General features: G+C 72.8%; 16 protein-coding genes and 1 tRNA gene. 8 read left to right on the top strand and 9 right to left on the bottom strand.

Going from position 1 to position 18,235, the window contains the following annotated elements; all coding sequences use genetic code 11:
• The first annotated feature begins 79 nt into the window (after positions 1-79).
• Positions 80-4,438 carry a DUF4011 domain-containing protein gene (locus ACQ5BE_RS16265; protein ID WP_430298035.1) on the top strand — a complete coding sequence of 1,453 codons (4,359 nt, stop codon included), beginning with the start codon at positions 80-82 and terminating at the stop codon, positions 4,436-4,438.
• A 44-nt stretch (positions 4,439-4,482) separates the two neighbouring features.
• Here the strand turns inward: ACQ5BE_RS16265 and cpaB are convergent, their stop codons facing one another.
• The 3 genes from cpaB to ACQ5BE_RS16250 form a co-directional block, all read right to left on the bottom strand.
• Positions 4,483-5,247 carry a Flp pilus assembly protein CpaB gene (cpaB, locus tag ACQ5BE_RS16260; RefSeq protein ID WP_430298034.1) on the bottom strand — a complete coding sequence of 255 codons (765 nt, stop codon included), beginning with the start codon at positions 5,245-5,247 and terminating at the stop codon, positions 4,483-4,485.
• A gap of 95 nt (positions 5,248-5,342) precedes the next feature.
• Complete coding sequence (locus ACQ5BE_RS16255; RefSeq protein ID WP_430298033.1) at positions 5,343-5,606, bottom strand: FmdB family zinc ribbon protein; 264 nt, start codon at positions 5,604-5,606, stop codon at positions 5,343-5,345.
• Between the two features lie 139 nt (positions 5,607-5,745).
• The gene (locus tag ACQ5BE_RS16250) at positions 5,746-6,381 is read right to left on the bottom strand and encodes a 5-formyltetrahydrofolate cyclo-ligase (RefSeq protein WP_430298032.1); all 636 of its coding nucleotides are present in this window, start codon (positions 6,379-6,381) and stop codon (positions 5,746-5,748) included.
• A gap of 40 nt (positions 6,382-6,421) precedes the next feature.
• On the opposite strand from ACQ5BE_RS16250, the gene galU reads away from it, so the two are divergent.
• The 5 genes from galU (at position 6,422) to ACQ5BE_RS16225 (ending at position 10,130) form a co-directional block, all read left to right on the top strand.
• Positions 6,422-7,342, top strand: coding sequence for a UTP--glucose-1-phosphate uridylyltransferase GalU (gene galU / locus ACQ5BE_RS16245; protein ID WP_430298031.1), 921 nt, complete (start codon positions 6,422-6,424; stop codon positions 7,340-7,342).
• Positions 7,343-7,349: 7 nt separating this feature from the next.
• Positions 7,350-7,970, top strand: coding sequence for a GNAT family N-acetyltransferase (locus ACQ5BE_RS16240; protein WP_430298030.1), 621 nt, complete (start codon positions 7,350-7,352; stop codon positions 7,968-7,970).
• A 140-nt stretch (positions 7,971-8,110) separates the two neighbouring features.
• Entirely contained in the window at positions 8,111-9,067 is a 957-nt protein-coding gene (locus ACQ5BE_RS16235) for a hypothetical protein (RefSeq protein WP_430298029.1), read from the top strand.
• A 105-nt stretch (positions 9,068-9,172) separates the two neighbouring features.
• Entirely contained in the window at positions 9,173-9,976 is an 804-nt protein-coding gene (locus tag ACQ5BE_RS16230) for an SDR family oxidoreductase (protein ID WP_430298028.1), read from the top strand.
• Positions 9,977-10,057: 81 nt separating this feature from the next.
• Positions 10,058-10,130: transfer RNA gene (locus tag ACQ5BE_RS16225), tRNA-Ala, on the top strand.
• Positions 10,131-10,225: 95 nt separating this feature from the next.
• Here the strand turns inward: ACQ5BE_RS16225 and ACQ5BE_RS16220 are convergent.
• The 4 genes from ACQ5BE_RS16220 to ACQ5BE_RS16205 form a co-directional block, all read right to left on the bottom strand.
• Positions 10,226-11,227 carry a malate dehydrogenase gene (locus ACQ5BE_RS16220; RefSeq protein WP_430298027.1) on the bottom strand — a complete coding sequence of 334 codons (1,002 nt, stop codon included), beginning with the start codon at positions 11,225-11,227 and terminating at the stop codon, positions 10,226-10,228.
• Between the two features lie 95 nt (positions 11,228-11,322).
• Positions 11,323-12,321 carry a magnesium/cobalt transporter CorA gene (corA, locus tag ACQ5BE_RS16215; RefSeq protein WP_430298026.1) on the bottom strand — a complete coding sequence of 333 codons (999 nt, stop codon included), beginning with the start codon at positions 12,319-12,321 and terminating at the stop codon, positions 11,323-11,325.
• Positions 12,322-12,342: 21 nt separating this feature from the next.
• Positions 12,343-12,858, bottom strand: coding sequence for an Lrp/AsnC family transcriptional regulator (locus ACQ5BE_RS16210; protein ID WP_430298025.1), 516 nt, complete (start codon positions 12,856-12,858; stop codon positions 12,343-12,345).
• A 69-nt stretch (positions 12,859-12,927) separates the two neighbouring features.
• Entirely contained in the window at positions 12,928-14,169 is a 1,242-nt protein-coding gene (locus ACQ5BE_RS16205; protein WP_430298024.1) for an MFS transporter, read from the bottom strand.
• 109 nt (positions 14,170-14,278) lie between these two features.
• On the opposite strand from ACQ5BE_RS16205, the gene ACQ5BE_RS16200 reads away from it, so the two are divergent.
• Positions 14,279-15,262, top strand: coding sequence for a LysR substrate-binding domain-containing protein (locus ACQ5BE_RS16200; RefSeq protein ID WP_430298023.1), 984 nt, complete (start codon positions 14,279-14,281; stop codon positions 15,260-15,262).
• A gap of 10 nt (positions 15,263-15,272) precedes the next feature.
• On the opposite strand, the gene ACQ5BE_RS16195 is transcribed toward ACQ5BE_RS16200, so the two are convergent.
• Both ACQ5BE_RS16195 and ACQ5BE_RS16190 read right to left on the bottom strand, forming a co-directional pair.
• Complete coding sequence (locus ACQ5BE_RS16195) at positions 15,273-16,103, bottom strand: aldo/keto reductase (protein ID WP_430298022.1); 831 nt, start codon at positions 16,101-16,103, stop codon at positions 15,273-15,275.
• A gap of 53 nt (positions 16,104-16,156) precedes the next feature.
• Positions 16,157-17,170 carry a nitronate monooxygenase gene (locus tag ACQ5BE_RS16190; RefSeq protein ID WP_430298021.1) on the bottom strand — a complete coding sequence of 338 codons (1,014 nt, stop codon included), beginning with the start codon at positions 17,168-17,170 and terminating at the stop codon, positions 16,157-16,159.
• 101 nt (positions 17,171-17,271) lie between these two features.
• Here ACQ5BE_RS16190 and ACQ5BE_RS16185 point away from each other — a divergent pair, with 101 nt between their 5' ends.
• Complete coding sequence (locus tag ACQ5BE_RS16185) at positions 17,272-18,150, top strand: N-acetylglucosamine kinase (protein WP_430298083.1); 879 nt, start codon at positions 17,272-17,274, stop codon at positions 18,148-18,150.
• Positions 18,151-18,235 lie beyond the last annotated feature (85 nt).

The raw sequence follows: 18,235 nt of genomic DNA, 5'->3' as shown, positions 1-18,235 counted from the left end.
CTGCGGCCGCGGACCTGTTTCCGCAACCCACAGCGTTGCACGGCCCGGGAGCGGGTCTTGACAGGCTAACCTCGAAGCTATGCCGAGATGGTCCACAGGCAAGCGAGCCAGCGCCCTCGCTGGCGCGGAGGAGAGCCCAGACGTGTCCGAGACGACGAATCCGGAGGCCGACGCCCGCCTCGAGACGTGGCTGTCCGCGCTGCCCGGCGTCACGGGCCCGGACACGATGCTCTCCTACTACCCGGGCGCCGACGGAAGCATCGACCTGACGCACGCACACGCCTCGGGGCTCGCGCAGCTCCTGGCCGGCCGCCGGACCCGCCTCTCCACGCTGCTGCGAGACCGGCAGGAGTACACCCGTGCCGCCCGCGCGGCCCGGAACCTGCGGGCGAAATCGTACGAACTCGCCAACGAGCGCGGAGTGGACGCCGGCCACCTCGCCGCCGGCCTCGCGAGCTGGACGTCTGCGGTCGGCGGGCGCCCCCGCCGGGTCAGCGCACCCTTGCTGCTCGCCGCCGTCGCGCTCACCGTCCGGCCAGAGCAGGACGACTTCGAGCTCAAGCTCACCGAGCAGGCACGCCTCAACCCCGCCCTCGTGCGCCACCTCCGCTCGGTGCACCGGATGGAGGTCGACGTCGCGGCGATCGAGCGCTCGGCCTACAGCACCGCACGTCTCGACCCGCAGCCTGTCATCGAGCGCGTCCGCGCGCTCCTCCACCCGATCGCCGGCGCCCAGGTCGACCCGCGGCTCCTCGTCTCGACGTTCGCCGACCTCGAGGAGTCCCTCGAAGACCCGTCGATCACCTCGGCACACCCCGTCCTGGCTGCGCTCGCCTCCACGGATGGCTCGCTCCATCCTGCCCCGGAGCCGCTCGATGTGGACGGCTTCCCGGGACTGGACGAGCGGGACCCGGCGGACGAGTTCCTCGTCCTCGACGCCGACGAGGACCAGCAGCTCGTCGTCGACGCGGTCAGGGACGGGCAGTCGCTCGTGGTGGAGGCACCGCCCGGGACGGGACAGACCCAGACCGCCGTGAACGCCCTCGCGGCCCTGGTCGATGCCGGCCGGTCCGTGCTGGTGGTGGCCGAACGGCGCGCAAGCCTCGCCGAGCTGCACCGCGCGTGCGAATCCCTCGGGCTCGGCTCCCTCGTGCTGCAGCTCGGGGCAACGATCACGGCAGGCCAGCTGCGCCAGCAGATCGTCCGCGCGATCGTGCGCAACGAGAAGTCGGAGAAGCCGCGGCTCGAGAACATCCACCGCGTGCTGCGCGAGCGCCGGCACCAGCTGGTCGACCACGTCGCGTCCCTCCACAACGTGCGCGAGCGCTGGGGCTGCTCGCCCTACCAGGCCATGCAGTCCCTCGCAGCCCTCACGTCCCTCCATCCGGCTCCCGCCACGACCGTGCGGCTCAAGCGCAGCGTGCTGGACAGCATCAGGGACCGGGCCGAGCTCAGCGAAAGGCTCCGCAGGGCCGCCGAGCTCGGAAGCTTCAGCCCCGAGGCTGCGGAGAGCCCCTGGCACGGCGCCCGGCTGCTGACCCGGCGTGAGACGGACGACGCGCGCGGGCTCGCCAGCCGCCTGGCGGAGGACGTTCCCGCCCTGGGAGAGCGCATGGCTGCCGTGGCGGAGCATGCGTCGATCCGGCTCGAGACGACGGTCGGCGGCTGGGGCGAGCAGCTCGAGCTCCTGGTCGCGGTCCGGGAGAGTCTGGACAAGTTCACCCCGGACATCTTCGACAGGCCGGTCAACGACCTGATCGCCGCCACGGCACCCTCCGCCTGGCGCAGGGAACGCGGCATCGAGGTGACCGCGATGCAGCGCTCGCGCCTCCGCCGGGTGGCGAAGGAGTACGTCCGCCCGGGCGTCCATCTGGCCGACCTCCACAGCTCGCTCATCCTCGTGCAGGCCCAGCGGGAGCGCTGGGCCGCATACGCGACCTCGCAGCGGCACCCCTCGGTGCCCTCCGGCCTCGCGGAGCTCCGGGAGGCGTACGTCGCCGCTGCCAAGGGCCTCGACCGGCTCGGCGCCGTGCTCCGCCCCACGGCGCGCGGTGGACGCCTCCTCGAGGCCCCGGTCGAGCAGCTGAAGTCCCGGCTCACCGCCCTGGCCGAGGACTCGCCGACCCTCCAGTCGCTCCCGGAGCGGACCCTGCTCGAGGACCAGCTCCGCGAACGCGGGCTCGGAGACCTGCTCGCCGACCTGTCCGAACGTGAGGCGCCGGCATCCGTCGTCGCCGCCGAGCTCGAGCTCGCGTGGTGGCAGTCCGTCCTCGAGGCCATGATCAGCGGCGACGACTATCTGGCCATGTCCGACGGCGAGCAGCTCCGCAGGGCCGAGTCCGAGTTCCGGCGCGCCGACCGCGCCCACATCGCCAGCGGGAGCGCCAAGCTCAGGTGGAGGCTCGCCCGCGAGTGGGCGGATGCGATCGAGCGGCACCCGCGGGAGGCCGACGCACTGAGGTCCCTGCTCAAGGACGGGCGCATCAGCCTTGCCGCACTCGAGCGCCAGTCGCCCCGGCTCCTGCGTCCGCTGGTCCCGGTCTGGACCTGCAGCCCCTATGCCCTCTCGGCCGCGCTGCCGGCCGACCACCGGTTCGACGCCGTCGTGATCCTCGACGCGGACTCCATGCCACTCAGGGCGGCCCTCCCGGCCGTGGGCCGGGCCACCCAGGTCGTGGCCTTCGGCGACGCGCAGGTGGCCAATCCCCGTCCGTTCTCCGTGGGCGTCGAGCAGCAGCCGGGCCAGGCGCCGACGGCCCCGGTCGAGAGCGCCCTCGGAGCGCTCAAGCGCGTGCTTCCGCGGGGGGCCCTGCGCACGGTGTACCGCGGCGTCGACGAGGACCTCGGGCTCCAGCTCAGCCACCGCTTCTACAACGGCGCCCTCCGCGCGCTCCCGGACGGGCCCAGCGTGACGGGCCTCGACCGTCCGTTCGTGCTCGAGTACCTTCCCGACGGCACGGGTCTGCCCAGCGGGGAGGACGGCGGCGTCGAGTCCGTGGCGGCGGAAGTGAACAGGGTCGTCGACCTCGTCTTCGAGCACGCGTACCACCGCCCGGGAGTCTCGTTGGGCGTGGTCACGGCGAGCGCCCACCATGCTGCCCGGATCGGGGAGGCAATTCGCCTCCAGATGGCCAACCACCCCGATCTGGGGGACTTCTTCAGTGGGGGAGACGAGCCGTTCCGGGTCGTGCACGTCGACCGTGCCGGGGGGCTCGTCCGGGACCACGTCATCTTCTCGCTCGGGTTCGGCCGGACGCCCCATGGCCGGGCGATGCACCACTTCGGTCCCCTCAGCGAGCCGGGAGGCCGCCGCCGCTTCGCCCTCGCCATGAGCCGTGCGCGGCACAGCATGCACGTGCTGAGCTGCTTCCAGCCCTCCGAACTGGATGTCACCCGCCTCAGCGAGGGCGCCGTGGACTTCTACGAGTTGCTCGACCGTGAGATCGCGGGCACCACGGATCTCGGGACGAGGGCAACCCGTGCCGCAGCGAGCGCTGAGGCGCTCGGTGCCGACCCCCTCGTGACCGACCTCGGTGACCGGCTTGCCTCCCGCGGGGCCCGGGTCTGGCACCACTACGACGGTGCGGTCGACATGGCGGCGGCCATAGACCCGCTCCTGACCATGGGCCGCGACGACCACGAGGCGAGCATCCCCGTGGCCGTGGAGTCCGACGGGACAGAGCGCTACCGGCGCATGAGCGTGCGCGAGCGCACCCGGCAGAGGCCGGAACTGTTCGAGCGGCTCGGCTGGAAGCACATGACGCTGTGGACGATCGAGGTGTTCACGGACCCGAGCAGCTGTGCGGACATGATCGCGGCGGACCTCGGCCTCGAGACCCACGCCGACGAGGGCGGTTCCGCCGGTTTCCTCCTCGGGACGCCCGCCGACATCGCCTCGCGCGTCGACAGTGCCATCGAGGCGCGCACCGGCAGCGACCCCTATGGGCCTCGCGAAGGGGAGTCCACCCCGTCCGAGGCGCACACGCGAGGCGGCCACGCCGCCGTCGACACCGACCAGGCCGCGCCGCTGCACGCGGCCCAGCACGGGGCCCAGGGAGAGGAGGCCAGCGGCATGGACGCTGAAGCCAGCGAGCCGAGGCCGGACGAGCGCGAGGCTCCTGGGGAGCCCGGGGGGCCGGAGGAACCCGACGCCTCCGCCGACGCAGCCCCCGAAGCCGCCGAGGCCGACTCGGCCGACTCCGGAGCGGCGCCCGAGGGCGGTGCGCCGTCCGAGGACGGGATGCCCGACGACGCCGAGGCGCCGCTGCGCAGGCCCCGCGGCCAGCGCCGGGTCAGTGTTCCCGGGACGGGCCCGACCTCCGCGGACGAGGACGAGACACCGGCCGAGTCCGGCCGACGACGCGCCGACTGGTCTGCGTCCCGTGAACGCGACCGCGACAGGTGGCTCAAGGAACAGCGGCCCCCTCACTGGGGGTGAACTCGCGCCGGGACTGAGGAAACCTCCGGCTGCCGCCGGGCCTGTCACCTCGGGCCAGCCTCGACGAGCACGAAGAAGACCTTTCCGCGCGTCGACGCCCCCGCGATGCGGACGGCCTGCTCGGGCGAGGCCGCGACGACCAGGAGGCCCTCCGCCTCCCGTTGTCCCAGCCACGCCCCGGCCGCGCTTCCCTGGGCTCCGGCCCCCGTGGACAGTACCGGGACGCGCGCGGCGAGAGTCGTCCCCGCGCCCGCCTGCCCACCGGTGTCAGGGCTCAGCACGAGGTCGACAAGCTGGCCGGGGCTCAGGAGGCCTATGGACGCGGGATCTGCGATGCGAACGGGCACTGCCGCGGTGCCCGGTGGAGTTCCCGTCAGCAGCCCCGGGCCCACGAGCGAGGCGTCGGTGATCGGCTCGCCGCGCCGCACCGGGCCAGCCATCCGCTGCCCCGAAAGCCGCGAAGGGTCCGGCTCGGCGCCTTGGGGCACAGAATCGGCCGGGACGCGCGAGAGCGTGAGGTCAGCGGGGGAGAGGGTCGCGCCCGAGGCCAGGTCGCGCGCTGCGACCGCCACGGGGACCATCGCGGCGGAGGCAGGGGTCAGCTGGTAGACGGCGGCGCCAGCCGCAAGGCACAGGAACGCCGCGGCGAGGGTCCGCCGCCGCCGGTCGACGAAGCGTCGCAGCGGACCACGGTCAGCAGCGGCCCACAGCGTGGGTCGTGTCCTGGCCGAGCCGCGGACAGGCGCGTGGGCCCGGGGAGCGTGTGAGTGCGGAGCGCGGCCGCTACGGGAGGGGGCGGGTGGGTTCATGCACCGACGCTAGGAGCGCAGCGCTGCCCGAGGCGACTGCCCGCCGTCGTATGTGGACGACACGCCGGCCGCGGAACCTGTGGAGGAGATGTGCGTCAGCTGGCGGCCGCGGCCGGTGCCTTGTCCGACGAGCCCGCGGACTTCTCCGAGGAGCCGGAGGAGGCCGGAACGCTGCTGCTCCCGCTGCGGGAATCCGTGCGGTAGAAGCCGCCGCCCTTGAAGACGACACCCACACTGTTGAACTTCTTGCGGAGCGTGCCGCCACACTCGGGGCAGACAGTCAGCGAGGCATCGCTGAACGACTGGACCGTCTCGAATGCGTGGTTGCAGTCTTTGCAGGCGTAGGCGTACGTAGGCACTAGAACTCCTTCATGGGCACGGCGGAGGCCATGGACCACCGCTGCGGCGTCGTCGCGCTCATTGGCAGTCATAGGCCTCGACTGCCAATTCTAACAGCCGGGGAGCTTGCTCTATTCCGGCTATCCCGGGCCCCGCGGCTCAGGAGGGCTTCGGCCACAGCGCCCGCAGCGCCGAGGGCGTCACCGCAGCGCCGACCCGGCGGTCGAGCGCCTCGACGGGCACCGCCTCGGCCGGGAGCACCTCGCTGTCGAACACCACGGCCGCGGTCGGCGGGCGCAGGCCGAGCCCCTCGAGCCGCGCGAGAAACCGGTCGTAGTACCCGCCGCCCTGCCCGAGGCGCCGGCCTTCGGTATCGAGGGCCGTCGCCGGGAGGAGCACGGCGGCGAGCGGCGAGCGCGCGCCGTCGCCCGCGGCGAGTTCCTCGGTCGTGAGCACCGGCCCCACAGGCTCCTGCACGGGCGCGAACCGGCTCCGTGCGAACAGGATGCCCGGCTGCCACTGGACCCATGCGAGCTGCCGTTCCGGCAGGCACACGGGCAGGAAGACGCGCAGCCCCGCGCTGTGGAGCCGCTCCAGGAGCGGCGCGGTGGGCGGCTCCGCCCCAACCCCGAGGTACGCCGTCAGCGTTCCCCCCTCGGGGACGTGGGCGAGAGCCCATTCGAGCCCGTGCGCCGCGAGCGATTCGCCAGCGGCGGCACGGCGTTCCGGATCCGCTGCGCGGCGCTCGGCCCAGATGGCTGAGCGCAGGGCGGACTTCTCCTCTGCGGCCTGCATGCCCCGACTCTAATCGAGAGTCGTCGTATAGAGTGTCAGCGTGTCTACAAGCTCTGCCGTGAAGAAAGCCGTCATCCCCGTGGCCGGCCTCGGCACCCGCTTCCTGCCGGTGACGAAGGCGATGCCGAAGGAGATGCTGCCTGTCGTCGACAAGCCCGCGATCCAGTACGTGGTCGAGGAGGCCGTCGGAGTCGGCATCGAGGACATCCTGATGATCACGGGGCGCAACAAGCGCGCCCTCGAGGACCACTTCGACCGTGTGCCCTCGCTCGAGGCGACACTCGAGGCCAAGGGCGACAGCAAGAAGCTCGCGGCGATCCAGCAGTCGAACAACCTCGGCGACATCCACTACGTCCGCCAGGGCGACCCGAAGGGACTCGGCCACGCGGTGCTGTGCGCCGAACGCCACGTCGGCAAGGAGCCCTTCGCGGTGCTGCTCGGCGACGACCTCATCGACGAGCGCGACGAACTCCTCGCAGAGATGATCCGCGTCCAGCAGGCCACCGGCGGGTCTGTCGTGGCTCTCATGGAGGTTCCCCAGGACCAGGTCTCGGCGTACGGGTGCGCCGACGTCGAGCAGGTCGAGGGCGAAGACTACGTCCGCGTGCACGGCCTCGTCGAGAAGCCCGCGCCGGAGGACGCTCCGAGCAATCTCGCAATCATCGGCCGCTACGTGCTGCACCCCGCCGTCTTCGAGGTGCTCCACCACACCGAGCCCGGGCGCGGCGGGGAGATCCAGCTCACGGACGCACTCCAGACCCTCGCCCGGCGCGAGGGCGACGGCGGTGGCGTGTACGGCGTGGTGTTCCGCGGGCGGCGGTACGACACCGGAGACAAGCTCTCCTACCTCAAGGCCGTGGTGACCCTGGCGTGCGGGCGGGACGAATTCGGCTCGGAACTGCGCTCGTGGCTCGAGGGATTCGTGGCGGACGGGGCGGACCAGCCCACCGCGACGTCCTGACCGGCTGATGTGGGGTTCGGGCCTGTGGCCCGTGACGCTCCGCAGCGGCGACCTCGCGCTCAGGCCCCTGCGTCAGGCGGACAGGTCGGAGTGGATGGCGCTGCGGGGCCGCAACAAGGAGTGGCTCGCGCCGTGGGAGGCGTCGAATCCGCAGCCTGAGGGGGGCCTGCCGACCTTCCGTGAGATGGTCCGCTCCCTGACCCACCAGGCCCGCGAGGGTTCTGCCCTTCCCTTCGTCATCACACTGGACGAGCCGCGCGCCCGGCGAGCTCCCATCGTCGGCCAGCTGACCGTGTCCTCGATCGTGTGGGGCTCGGCGCTCACTGCGACGCTGGGCTACTGGGTCGACAAGGGGCACGCAGGGCGGGGAATCGCTCCGACCTCCGTCGCGCTCGTCACGGACCACTGCTTCGGTGAGCTCGGGCTGCACCGCATGGAGATCAACATCCGGCCCGAGAACGCGGCCAGCCTCCGCGTCGTGGAGAAGCTGGGGTTCCGCTACGAGGGACTCCGTCCGCGGTTCCTCCACATCAACGGTGCCTGGGCCGACCACGAATCCTTCGCCCTGACGGTCGAGGAAGTCCCGCCGGGCGGCCTCCTCGGCCGGTGGCTGGCCTCCCGCGGCTGACCGACGCACGACGCCGCGTGCCCGCCGTCACGCCGGATCGCGGCGGCACGCCCGGGGTGCCCCCTCAGCCTGCGGGGGTTCTCGCGACACACCGAAGGTAATCCGGCACCGGCCCCGAGGATACTCCTACGGTTTCAGATATGGATTTCGCCCTCAGCAGTTCGATGGTGTTCGGCGCGGCCGTGCTCCTGTGGCTGCTGTGGGTTGCCCCCTACCTCCTCAAGAGGCGCAGGCCGCCCCGCGCCGCCGCCGAGGCCGCCCTCCTGTCCGAGGCCGCACCGGGGGGCCCTCAGGACGGAGGCCTGGCTGGCGCAGCTTCCTCCCTGAGCCTTGACCCCGCTGTCCGGTCGGCAGGGTCGGAGCGGACCGGTAAGCCCGAGGACCACGATGCCGGGGATCACGCCGCCTCCGCCGCGGCGAGCAGGCCAGCTCCGCGCCCGTTCCGGGTCCGGTGGGGACGGGTCGTCCTCGCCGGCATCGGCCTGGCGATGCTTTTGGCGTCGGTCGTCTGCCTGGGCCTCCTGGTCCTCGGCGTGCCGCTCTGGCTCCCGCTCGTGTTCGCTGCCGGGACGGCGGCCTCAGCCACCGTGCTGCGCTCCCTCGCCGTCCGCGACCAGCGCCGGCGCGTCGACGCCGCGTTCCGTGCCGCCATGAGGGAGCCCGGACCCGCACCGGCCCAGCGCCAGCGTCCGCCCGCTCCGAGCGAGGTGTTCGACGGGGGGGACACCCCCGCGCCCGCTCCGAAGGTCCTCACCCGGGAGGAGCTGCGCGCCGTCGCCCTCGAAGTGGCCCGTGCGTCGCAGGCGAGTGCCGATGCGGCGGCCAAGGCCAGCGGTGCCGACTCGGAGGAGACCTGGGAGCCTGTCGGCGTGCCCAAGCCGTCGTACATGGACGCGGCCAAGGCGGAGCGTCCCGAGCCGGAGCCGCTCCCTGCCCAGGAGGATCCGAAGCCCGAGGGCCGTCCCGTCCTGAAGCCCAAGCCCGAGATTCCGGAGCCCGGCTCCGTGCCCGGCGTCCCCGCGCTTGCGCCCCGCCCCACCGGGCGGGCCGGCGCGCTGGGCAACCTCGACGACGTGCTGCGCCGACGCCGCGCCTGACTGTCCTACGTCTGCCCGTCCAGCGTCTGAGCCGACCGGCTGAGTCCTGCACCCGGGCCGCGGGGCGGACTGGTTCGGAGCCGGGTGCGCGGGTAGCTTCGACACATGGCTCTCCTCCTCGTTGCCGGCGGAACCGGTGCCGCCGGGCGTGCAGCGGCACGGGAGGCACTCGCACGCGGATGGCAGGTGAGGTCGCTCAGCAGGACCCCGCCTCCGCCGGCGAAGGCGCTCGACGGCGTCGAGTATGTGCGCGCGGACGCCGCCTCGGGTGCAGGCCTTGCGGCGGCCCTCGACGGCGTCGAGGTCGTCATCGACGCGCTCGAGGCGCGCCGCGGACGCGCGGTCAGGGGCTATCCCCACACCGGCCGGAGGCTGCTCGACGCCGCAAGAGGATCAGGCGCGGACCGTGCCGTGTCGATCTCGATCATCGCCTGCGACCAGTTCCCCTTCCGCTACTACCGCTCCAAGGCAGCCAAGGAGCGTGTCTATGCCGAGCACCCGCTGCCCACGACTGTGGTGCGGTGCGCCCAGTTCCACGATGTTCTGGGCTCCGTGTTCGAGGCAGGTGACCGCTTCGGGTTCGTTCCCAGCCTCCGGCAGGCCCGGCTGCAGCCGATCGACCTCTCGGACGTGGCCCGGGCGCTCGTGGACGCCGCCGAGGCTCCGGCCGGCGGCTTCCTCCTGACCGCCGCATGCGGGCCCGAGGTGCGCTCACTGCGCTCCCTCGCCGAGGCCTGGCGCTCTGCGACAGGATCCACGTCGAGGATCCTGTCGCTGCCTGTTCCGGGCCGGATCGGCCGCTCCCTGGCCGAGGGCCGCAACCTCATGCCCGAGGCCGCGTTCGGGACCGTGACCTTCGAGCAGTGGCTTCGGCGGAGAGCCGTCGGGACCGCCAACTGGCCCGGTTGACGGGCCCAGTTCACGGCCTCGGGTGGCTTCCGCAGGATTTGGATTTTGGCCCCCTGCCCAGTAACGTAGTTCCCGCACCGAGGGGTCTTAGCTCAGTTGGTAGAGCGCTTCGTTCGCATCGAAGAGGTCAGGGGTTCAAATCCCCTAGGCTCCACAGCTGCCCGCAGAAGGCGCACAGGAAAGGGCCTCAGCCTGTATGGCTGAGGCCCTTTCGCGTGCCCGGACGTCCGTCCGCGCCCGCGCCGGTGTTCAGCCCAGGAGGCCGAGCTCCCTGACGGCATCGCGCTCGGCCTCGAGCTCGGCCACGGACGCGTCGATCCGCTCCCGGGAGAACGGCGGCACCTCGAGGCCCTGGACGATCTCCCACGCCCCACCGCTGCTGCGCACGGGGAATGAGCTGACGAGGCCTTCGCGAACGCCGTACGACCCGTCCGACACGACCCCCGCCGACGTCCACCGGTCCGGCGTCCCGAGGACCCAGTCTCGGACATGGTCGATGGCGGCGCTCGCCGCAGAGGCTGCCGACGACGATCCCCGCACCTCGATCACCTCGGCACCGCGCTTCGCGACCCGCGGGATGAAGTCGCCCTCGATCCATTCCTCATCGACGAGCGAGGGCACGGGCTGGCCACCGGCGGTGGCGTGGGTGAGGTCCGGGTACTGGCTCGCCGAGTGGTTCCCCCAGACAGTCACCCCCTCGATCTCCTCAGTGCGGCAGCCGAGCTTGACCGCGAGCTGGGCCAGGGCCCGGTTGTGGTCCAGCCTCGTCATCGCGGTGAAACGGTCGCTGGGGACATCGGGCGCATGGGCCGCGGCAATGAGCGCGTTCGTGTTCGCCGGGTTGCCCACGACGAGGACGCGGACGGAGTCCGCCGCATGGTCGTTGATGGCGCGCCCCTGCGGGCCGAAGATGCCGCCGTTGGCGGCGAGGAGGTCTGCCCGTTCCATTCCCCCCGTGCGGGGCCGGGCACCGACCAGGAGTGCCACGTGGGCGCCGTCGAATGCCGTCGCTGCACTGTCCGTGACATCGACGGAATCGAGCAGCGGGAACGCGCAGTCGGCGAGCTCGAGCGCCGTTCCCCCGGCCGCGCGCACGGCGGCCGGGACCTCCAGGAGCTTCAGCCGGATGCGGGTGTCGGGACCGAGCATTGCGCCGCTCGCGATCCGGAACAGCAGCGCGTAGCCGATCTGGCCGGCGGCGCCGGTGACGGTCACCGTCATGGCATGGGGTGGTGCGGCTGACTCGGGCATGGTCCTCCTCGCTCGCGGGGCAGACGCGGCGCGGTGCGGCGCCGCACCGCCAGCCTAGCCGCCCCGGACGGGCACCGGGAGGACGCCGACGGCGCTCACAGCCACTTCTTCCGCTTGAAGATGAGCCAGAGGGCGAAGCCCGCCACCACCATGAGCGCGAGGGCGTAAGGATAGCCCACGGGCCACTCGAGCTCGGGGATGTTCTTGAAGTTCATCCCGTAGATGCCGGCCACGAGGCTCGGGGCGAAGAAGATCGCGGCCCACGAGGAGATCCTCTTGACCTGCTCGTTCTGTTCGGCGGCGGCCTCGTTCTGGCGGTTGGTGGTGAGCGTGCCGTCGAGTACGAGGGCGTTCTGGAGGATCTCGCGGAAGCCGTCGGCGCGGGAGATGAGCTGCTCGACGTGGTCGTGGACGTCCCGGAGCCTGCGCCGCAGCTCGACGTCCACCTCGTACTTGTCGAAGCCGCGCTCGAGCCCCTGCACGAGGGGGCGCAGGGGGTGGATCGCCCGCTGGAACTGGAGGACCTCGCGGGCAAGCTCGTAGATGCGCCGCGAGACCGTCGGATCGTTGGCGAAGAGCTGGTCCTCGATCTCGTCGATGTCGTTCTCGAGCCCCGCGACGACGGGCTTGTAGTCGTCGACCACCCGGTCCAGGAGCGCGTAGAGCACGGCCTCGGGCCCGCACCGCAGCAGGTCGGGCTCGGCTTCGAGCCGCTTGCGCACGAGCCCCACGCCGGCGGTCTCGGCGTGGCGGATCGTGACGACGTAGTTGGGGCCGGTGAAGACGTGGAGCTCGCCGAACTCGACCGTCTCCGTCTCGTCGACGTACCGCGCTGGCCTCAGGACCGTGAAGAGCATCTCGTCGTAGCGCTCCATCTTGGGGCGCTGATGCGCATGGATCGCGTCCTCGACCGCCAGGTCGTGGAGGTTGAACTCGTGGGCGACCTGGGCCATCTCGTCCTGGGACGGCCGGTACAGCCCGATCCACGCCATGCTCCCGCCAATGGCCTCGAGCGTCTCGAAGGTCTGCTCGAGGTTCTCCGGGTGGGCCGCCCGCCGACCGTCGACGTAGACGGCGTTGTCGATGATCGTCACTGGGCCATTATGTCCTCGGGCCTACTCCGGCAGCGGCCCGCGACCCGGGATCTGCTCGAAGACGAGCGTGGTCTCGGTGTGGCCCACCACGGGATCGGTCGTGAGGTTGTCGAGGACCCAGTCGCGCAGCTCCTCCGTGCTGCCCACCGCGATGTGCAGGAGGTAGTCCACCGCGCCCGAGGTGTGGAAGGTCGCGAGGACGCCCGGCAGGTGCGGCACGCGGGACGTGAAGGAGTCGATCTGGTCGCGGTCGTGGGCCCGGAGCCGCACGGAGATGAGCGCCTGCACGCTGCGTCCCACGGCGGCCAGGTCCACCTTGGCCTCGAAGCCCGTGATGATGCCGCGCTCGGACAGGGCCCGGGTGCGCATCAGCGCGGTCGACGGCGCGATCCCCACCCGCTCGGCGAGCTGCTTGTTCGTGATGCGCGCGTCCTCCACCAGTGCCGCCAGGATCCGCCGGTCCACCTCGTCCAGCGGTTCGCCGCCGGGCGCATGGGCCGCGGCGGTCTGGGGTCGGGAAGTGCTCGGAGTCGTCAAGGGGTCTCCTCCTGAAGGGGCGCGACCCCCATGATATGCGAGCGGGGTCACGCCCTCCGTCCCGGCGGGTCAGCGCTGGGAGCGGTGCACGGCCCAGGACGCGGCCGCCGTCGTGAGCGCGACCGCCGCGACCGAGAGCGCGAGCGCGCCCCAGCCCCAGACGTGGAACACGAGGCCGCCCGCCCAGCCCAGGACGCTCGAGCCGCCGTAGTAGCCCAGGTTGTACAGCGAGGCCGCCTGCGCCCTGCCGGACGCGGCGATCGCCCCGGTCCACCCCGACGCGATGCCGTGCGCGGCGAAGAAGCCCGCCGTGAAGACCAGGAGCCCGGCCAGGACCACGGGCAGCCAGTCGGCGAGCATGACGACGGCGCCCGCCGCCATCGCGACGGTGCTCGCGACCACCACGGTCCGCCGCCCGAAGCGCAGGCTCAGCCGCGCCGCGTACCCGGAGCTGAACGTGCCGGAGAGGTAGGCGAGGAAGGCGAGGCTCGCAAGGCTCGCGGGGAGCCAGAACGGCCCGGCCTCGAGGCGGAACCCGAGGTAGTTGTACACGGCCACGAACGACCCCATGAGCAGGAACGCCTGGGTGTAGAGCATGACGAGGCGGCCGCTGCGGAGCTGGGCGCCCAGCCTCCGGGCCACCGCGCCCGCCGCCCCCCGCAGCCCGGCCGGAGCCCGCGGCGCGGGCGAGAAGCCCCGGGACTTCGGCGCGAGGGCGATGAAGGCGACTGCGGCGCCGGCGCCGAGCGCCGAGACGGCCAGCACTGCGAGGCGCCATCCGAGGACCTCGGCGAGCGGGCCGGCGAGGAGGCGTCCCGCGAGCCCACCCACGGTCGTTCCGGCGATGTACGTTCCGGCCGCCATCGCAGCGTGGCCGCGGCTCACCTCCTCGCTCAGGTACGCGACGGCGATCGCGGGCACCGAGCCGAGGGCCGCGCCCTCGAGGAACCGCAGCGTCAGGAGCGCCTCGAAGCTCGGGGCGAGCGGGCCGGCGAGGCCCATGACCGTCGCCGTGAGGATCCCCGCGCGCATGGCCGCGACGCGTCCGATCCGGTCCGCGACGAACGACCACGGCAGCACGGCGACCGCGAGCCCGATCGTGGCGAGCGAGACCGTGAGGGCCGCCCGCGCCGGGTCCACGGAGAGGTCGGCGGAGAGCCGGGGGAGGAGGGCCTGGGTCGAGTACAGCTGCGCGAAGGTTGCGACTCCGGCGCAGGCGAGGGCCGCGATGAGCCGGCGGTAGCCGGGGCTTCCCTTGGGGTGGCCGTCCCAGCGGGCTGCTGCCGGTGCGGTGCGGGGCGCTGAACTCATGCATTCCAGCCTAGGAACCGGGGGATGCATGCGTCCAATACACTGATTGCAGCAACGTATGTCAACCGTGCATGGTTCTGGCGCACGGTCCAGCCGGAGGGAAGCTGCCGTGGAGCCCGTTCGCCCGCCCGCGCCCCTCCACGGGGAGCTCGCCCGACTCCTGCCGCTGCTGCCGGTCCTCGACGCCGTCGGGCAGACGCGCCATGTCACCGCAGCCGCGGAGCTGCTCGGCGTGCCCCAGCCGACGGTGAGCCGGGCGCTCGCGCGCGCCGCCGCCGTCGTGGGCGTGGAGCTGGTGCGGAAGGACGGCCGAGGCATCCGGCTGACGCCGGCCGCCGAGCAGCTCCTGCCCGCGGTCCGCACGGCCCTCCAGGAGCTGCAGCACGGACTCGACGCCCTCCACGAAAGACAGCTGCAGGCCCGGGGCCTTGTGCGGCTGAGCTTCCAGATGACGTTCGGCGAGTCCGCGGTGCCGGTGTTCGTCAGCGGCTTCCGGGCTCGGCACCCGGATGTGCGCTTCGAGCTCGTCCAGGGCTCGCGGCAGCACTGCCTCGACGCGCTCACAGAGGGGCGGGTGGATCTTTCGATCGTTTCGCCGCGGCCGGAGCCGACGCGGGACATCGACAGCGCGACCCTCCACGTGCAGCCCGTCCGGCTCGCCGTCCCGGCGGGACACCGGCTCGCGGGCCGGCGCTCGGTCGGGATGGCCGAGGTCGCCGGGGAGCCGTTCGTGGCGCTCGAACGCGGCTTCGGCATGCGCAGCATCCTCGACCGCCTCGGGCGCGAGGCCGGCTTCAAGCCGGACATCGCCTTCTCCGGGCAGGACTCACGCACGCTCCTCGGGCTCGTGTCCGCCGGCCTCGGCGTGGCCCTCGTGCCACCGTCGAGCGGCGGGCACGGCGCCGTCTACGGATCGGTGCGCCACGGGAGCGGGCTCGGCTGGGCCGAACTCGCCCTCGAGGACGAGGGCGCCTACCGCGAGATCGGCCTCGTGTGGCCCCGGGTCGTGGGGGAGCCGCCGCAGGTCCGGATGTTCCGCGACCACGTCCTCGGCCTTGACGCCGGGCTGCTCGCCGACGCCTTCGGCCGTTAGCGCGGCGGGGTCAGTGGCCGAAGGACTCCGGGTCCGCGGCCTCGGGCCCCGTGCCGTCCAGCGCGTTGAACGCCGCGATCTCCTCGGCCGTGAGGTCGAACCCGAACACGTCCAGGTTCTGGGCCAGCCGCTCGGGGTGGGAGGACTTGGGGATCGCCACAAGGCCCTGCTGGGTGTGCCAGCGGAGGACCGCTTGGCCCGGCGTCACGCCGTGGGCCTCGGCCGCCGCGACGACCGCAGGCTCAGCGAGCAGGTCCTTGCCCCTGCCGATCGGCGTGTAGGACTCGGTGACCGTCCCGTGGCCGATGTTGAACGCGCGCATGGCGTGCTTGACCCAGTACGGGCTGATCTGGAGCTGGTCCACATCGGGCGCCACCCCGGTCGCGTCGATGAGCCGCGCGGAGTGGTCCGGGAAGAAGTTGGAGACGCCGATCGAGCGGACCTTGCCCTCGGCCCGCAGCTTGATCAGGCCCTCCCAGGCCGCCAGGTACGTGTCCTGGGCTGGATTCGGCCAGTGGATGAGGAACAGGTCGAGGTACTCGACCCCGAGCCGACGCACGGCGTTCTCCCAGGCGGTGTGCACGCCGTCGACGCTGTGCCACTCGCGGTTGAACTTGGTCGTGATGAAGACGTCCCCGCGCGCCAGCCCGGAGCGGCGCAGCCCCTCGCCCACGCCGGCCTCATTGCCGTAGTTCTCGGCGGTGTCGATGTGCCGGTAGCCGAGTTCGAGCGCCTTCGCGACGATGTCCGCCGCCTGGTCGTCGTCGAGGGGCCAGGTGCCGAGGCCGATCTGCGGGATGGAGTGACCGGAGGCCAGCTGGACGAGCGGGGCAGTAGTCATGTGCCCAGCCTAGGACGGCATCCTGCCGGAGGGGACCCGCAGCCGCCTGAATGTCAGGCGGCGAACCGGGCCACGACGTCCGCGGCGGCCTCCTCGCGTGCCCCGCGCCAGCCCGCGCCGGCCCACAGGTTCGTCCGCTCCGGACTGCCCGCGGCGACCGACGCCGCACGCAGGGGCCCGGTGAGGTGGTGGATGACCGGGTACGCCTCGGGGGCGTCCGGGAACCTGCGCATGAAGCGGTTCTCGAGCCCGCGCGCCCACTTGCCCGAGAACGCACGCGTCGGAGCGGTCCGCTCGAACCGCGGGTCCGCCAGCGCGGCGCGGAGCACCGGATTGGTGCCGGCCTCCGGCGTGCGCAGGAAGGCCGTCCCGAGCTGGACGGCGGAGGCGCCCGCGGCGCGGGCGGCAGCGGCGTCGTCGTGCGTGCCGATGCCGCCGGCGGCGACCAGGGGGAGCACGACGGCGGCGCGCACCGCCGCGACGAGCTCGGGCAGGGTGCCGGGGAACGGCGGCAGGCCGAGGAATGCCCCCGAGTGGCCGCCGGCGTCCGGGTGCTGGACGACGAGCGCGTCGACTCCCAGCTCCGCGGCCACGGTCGCCTCCTCGGGGGACGTCACGGTCTGGAGCACGAACGCGCCGGCCTTCTGCAGGGCTGCCACGGCGTCCCACCGCGGCGTGCCGAACGTGAACGACACGGCTGCGGGGGTGCGCGCCAGGAGGAGCTCGAGCTTGGCGGGGTACGCGTCGTCGTCCGCCCACCGCGGCTCGGGCACCTCGGCGCCCACGGCCGCCGCCTCGGGGAGCAGCCGCTCGCGGTACGCGAGCACGGCGTCGCGGTCGACCTGCGCGGCGCCCGGAACGAAGAGGTTCACGCCGAAGGGCAGGGAAGGGTCCATGGCGTCCAGCTCCGCGGCGAGGGCGGCGGGGGACTTGTAGCCGCCGCCGAGGAAGCCGAGGCCCCCCGCACGCCCGACGGCGGCAGCGAGCTCGGGGCGGCTCGGCCCACCGGCCATGGGCGCCGCCACGACGCCGGATCCGAACAGGTCCTCAGGCAGGATCGCACTCATGGCCACCACCCTAGGCCTCGGGGAGTCAGGCCGCGGGGACGGTGCGGCGCGCACGTCAGTACGCTAGGCGGGTGAGCACCCAGAATGCCCCAGCCGGCCTCATGGTCGGGCTCGACATCGGCGGCACCAAGACCCGCGGCATCGCGGTGGTCGACGGCGAGGTCGTGGCCGATCGCGAGGTCGGCAGCGCCAACGTCCAGAACGTGAGCCGGGAAACGGCGGCCGCGAACCTCGCGGAGCTGTTCGCTGCGCTCGACGCAGCCGACGCCGCCCGCGTCTTCGCCGGCTCCGGAGGCATCGACACCGACGCGGACGCGGAAGCCCTCGCCGCGCTCATCCGCCCCCACGCACCCCGCGCCCACGTCACGGTCGTCCACGACTCGCGCCTCCTGCTCGCCGCCGGCCGGGCCCGCAGCGGGGTCGCGGTCATCGCCGGGACGGGATCGGCAGCGTGGGGCACCAATGACGACGGCGACGAGGCCCGCGCGGGCGGGTGGGGGTACCTGCTCGGCGACGAGGGGAGCGGCTACTGGCTGGCCCGGGAAGCGGTGCGGTACTCGCTGCACCGCATGAACCTCGGCTTCGCCCCGGACCAGTTCACGCAGGCCCTCCTCGAGGACGCGGGACTGTCCGAGCCGAGCCAGCTCATCGCCCACTTCCACGATCCGGAGACGGGCCGGCGCTACTGGGCCCAGCGCTCGCGGGTCGTCACGGAGGCCGCGGACGCGGGCCACGCCGGCGCCAGGTTCCTCGTGGACCAGGCCGCCCACGACCTCGCCCGCATGGCCGCCCAGGTGGCCCGCCAGCTCGGCATCGATGGTCCCGTGATCCTGGGCAGCGGCCTCGGCATGCACGTGCGCCGGCTCCAGGATGGCTTCCGTGCGGCCCTGGCGCGGGAGGGCATCGAGGACGTGAGGATCCTGGACCGCGACCCGATCTTCGGCACCATCGAGCTCGCCGCCCGCTCCCACCCGGCGTGAGCCGCCGCTGATAGGCTCGCACCAGCGCGCTCCGGCAGCGGGGCGCGGTGCATTGACCGGAGCATCACCCGAACGCGTTCCACAC

The sequence above is a fragment of the Sinomonas sp. B1-1 genome, assembly GCF_050474465.1.
GTDB lineage: Bacteria > Actinomycetota > Actinomycetes > Actinomycetales > Micrococcaceae > Sinomonas > Sinomonas flava.
Note: the sequence above shows the minus strand (reverse complement) of the source record. Positions and strands in the feature narration are given on the sequence as shown.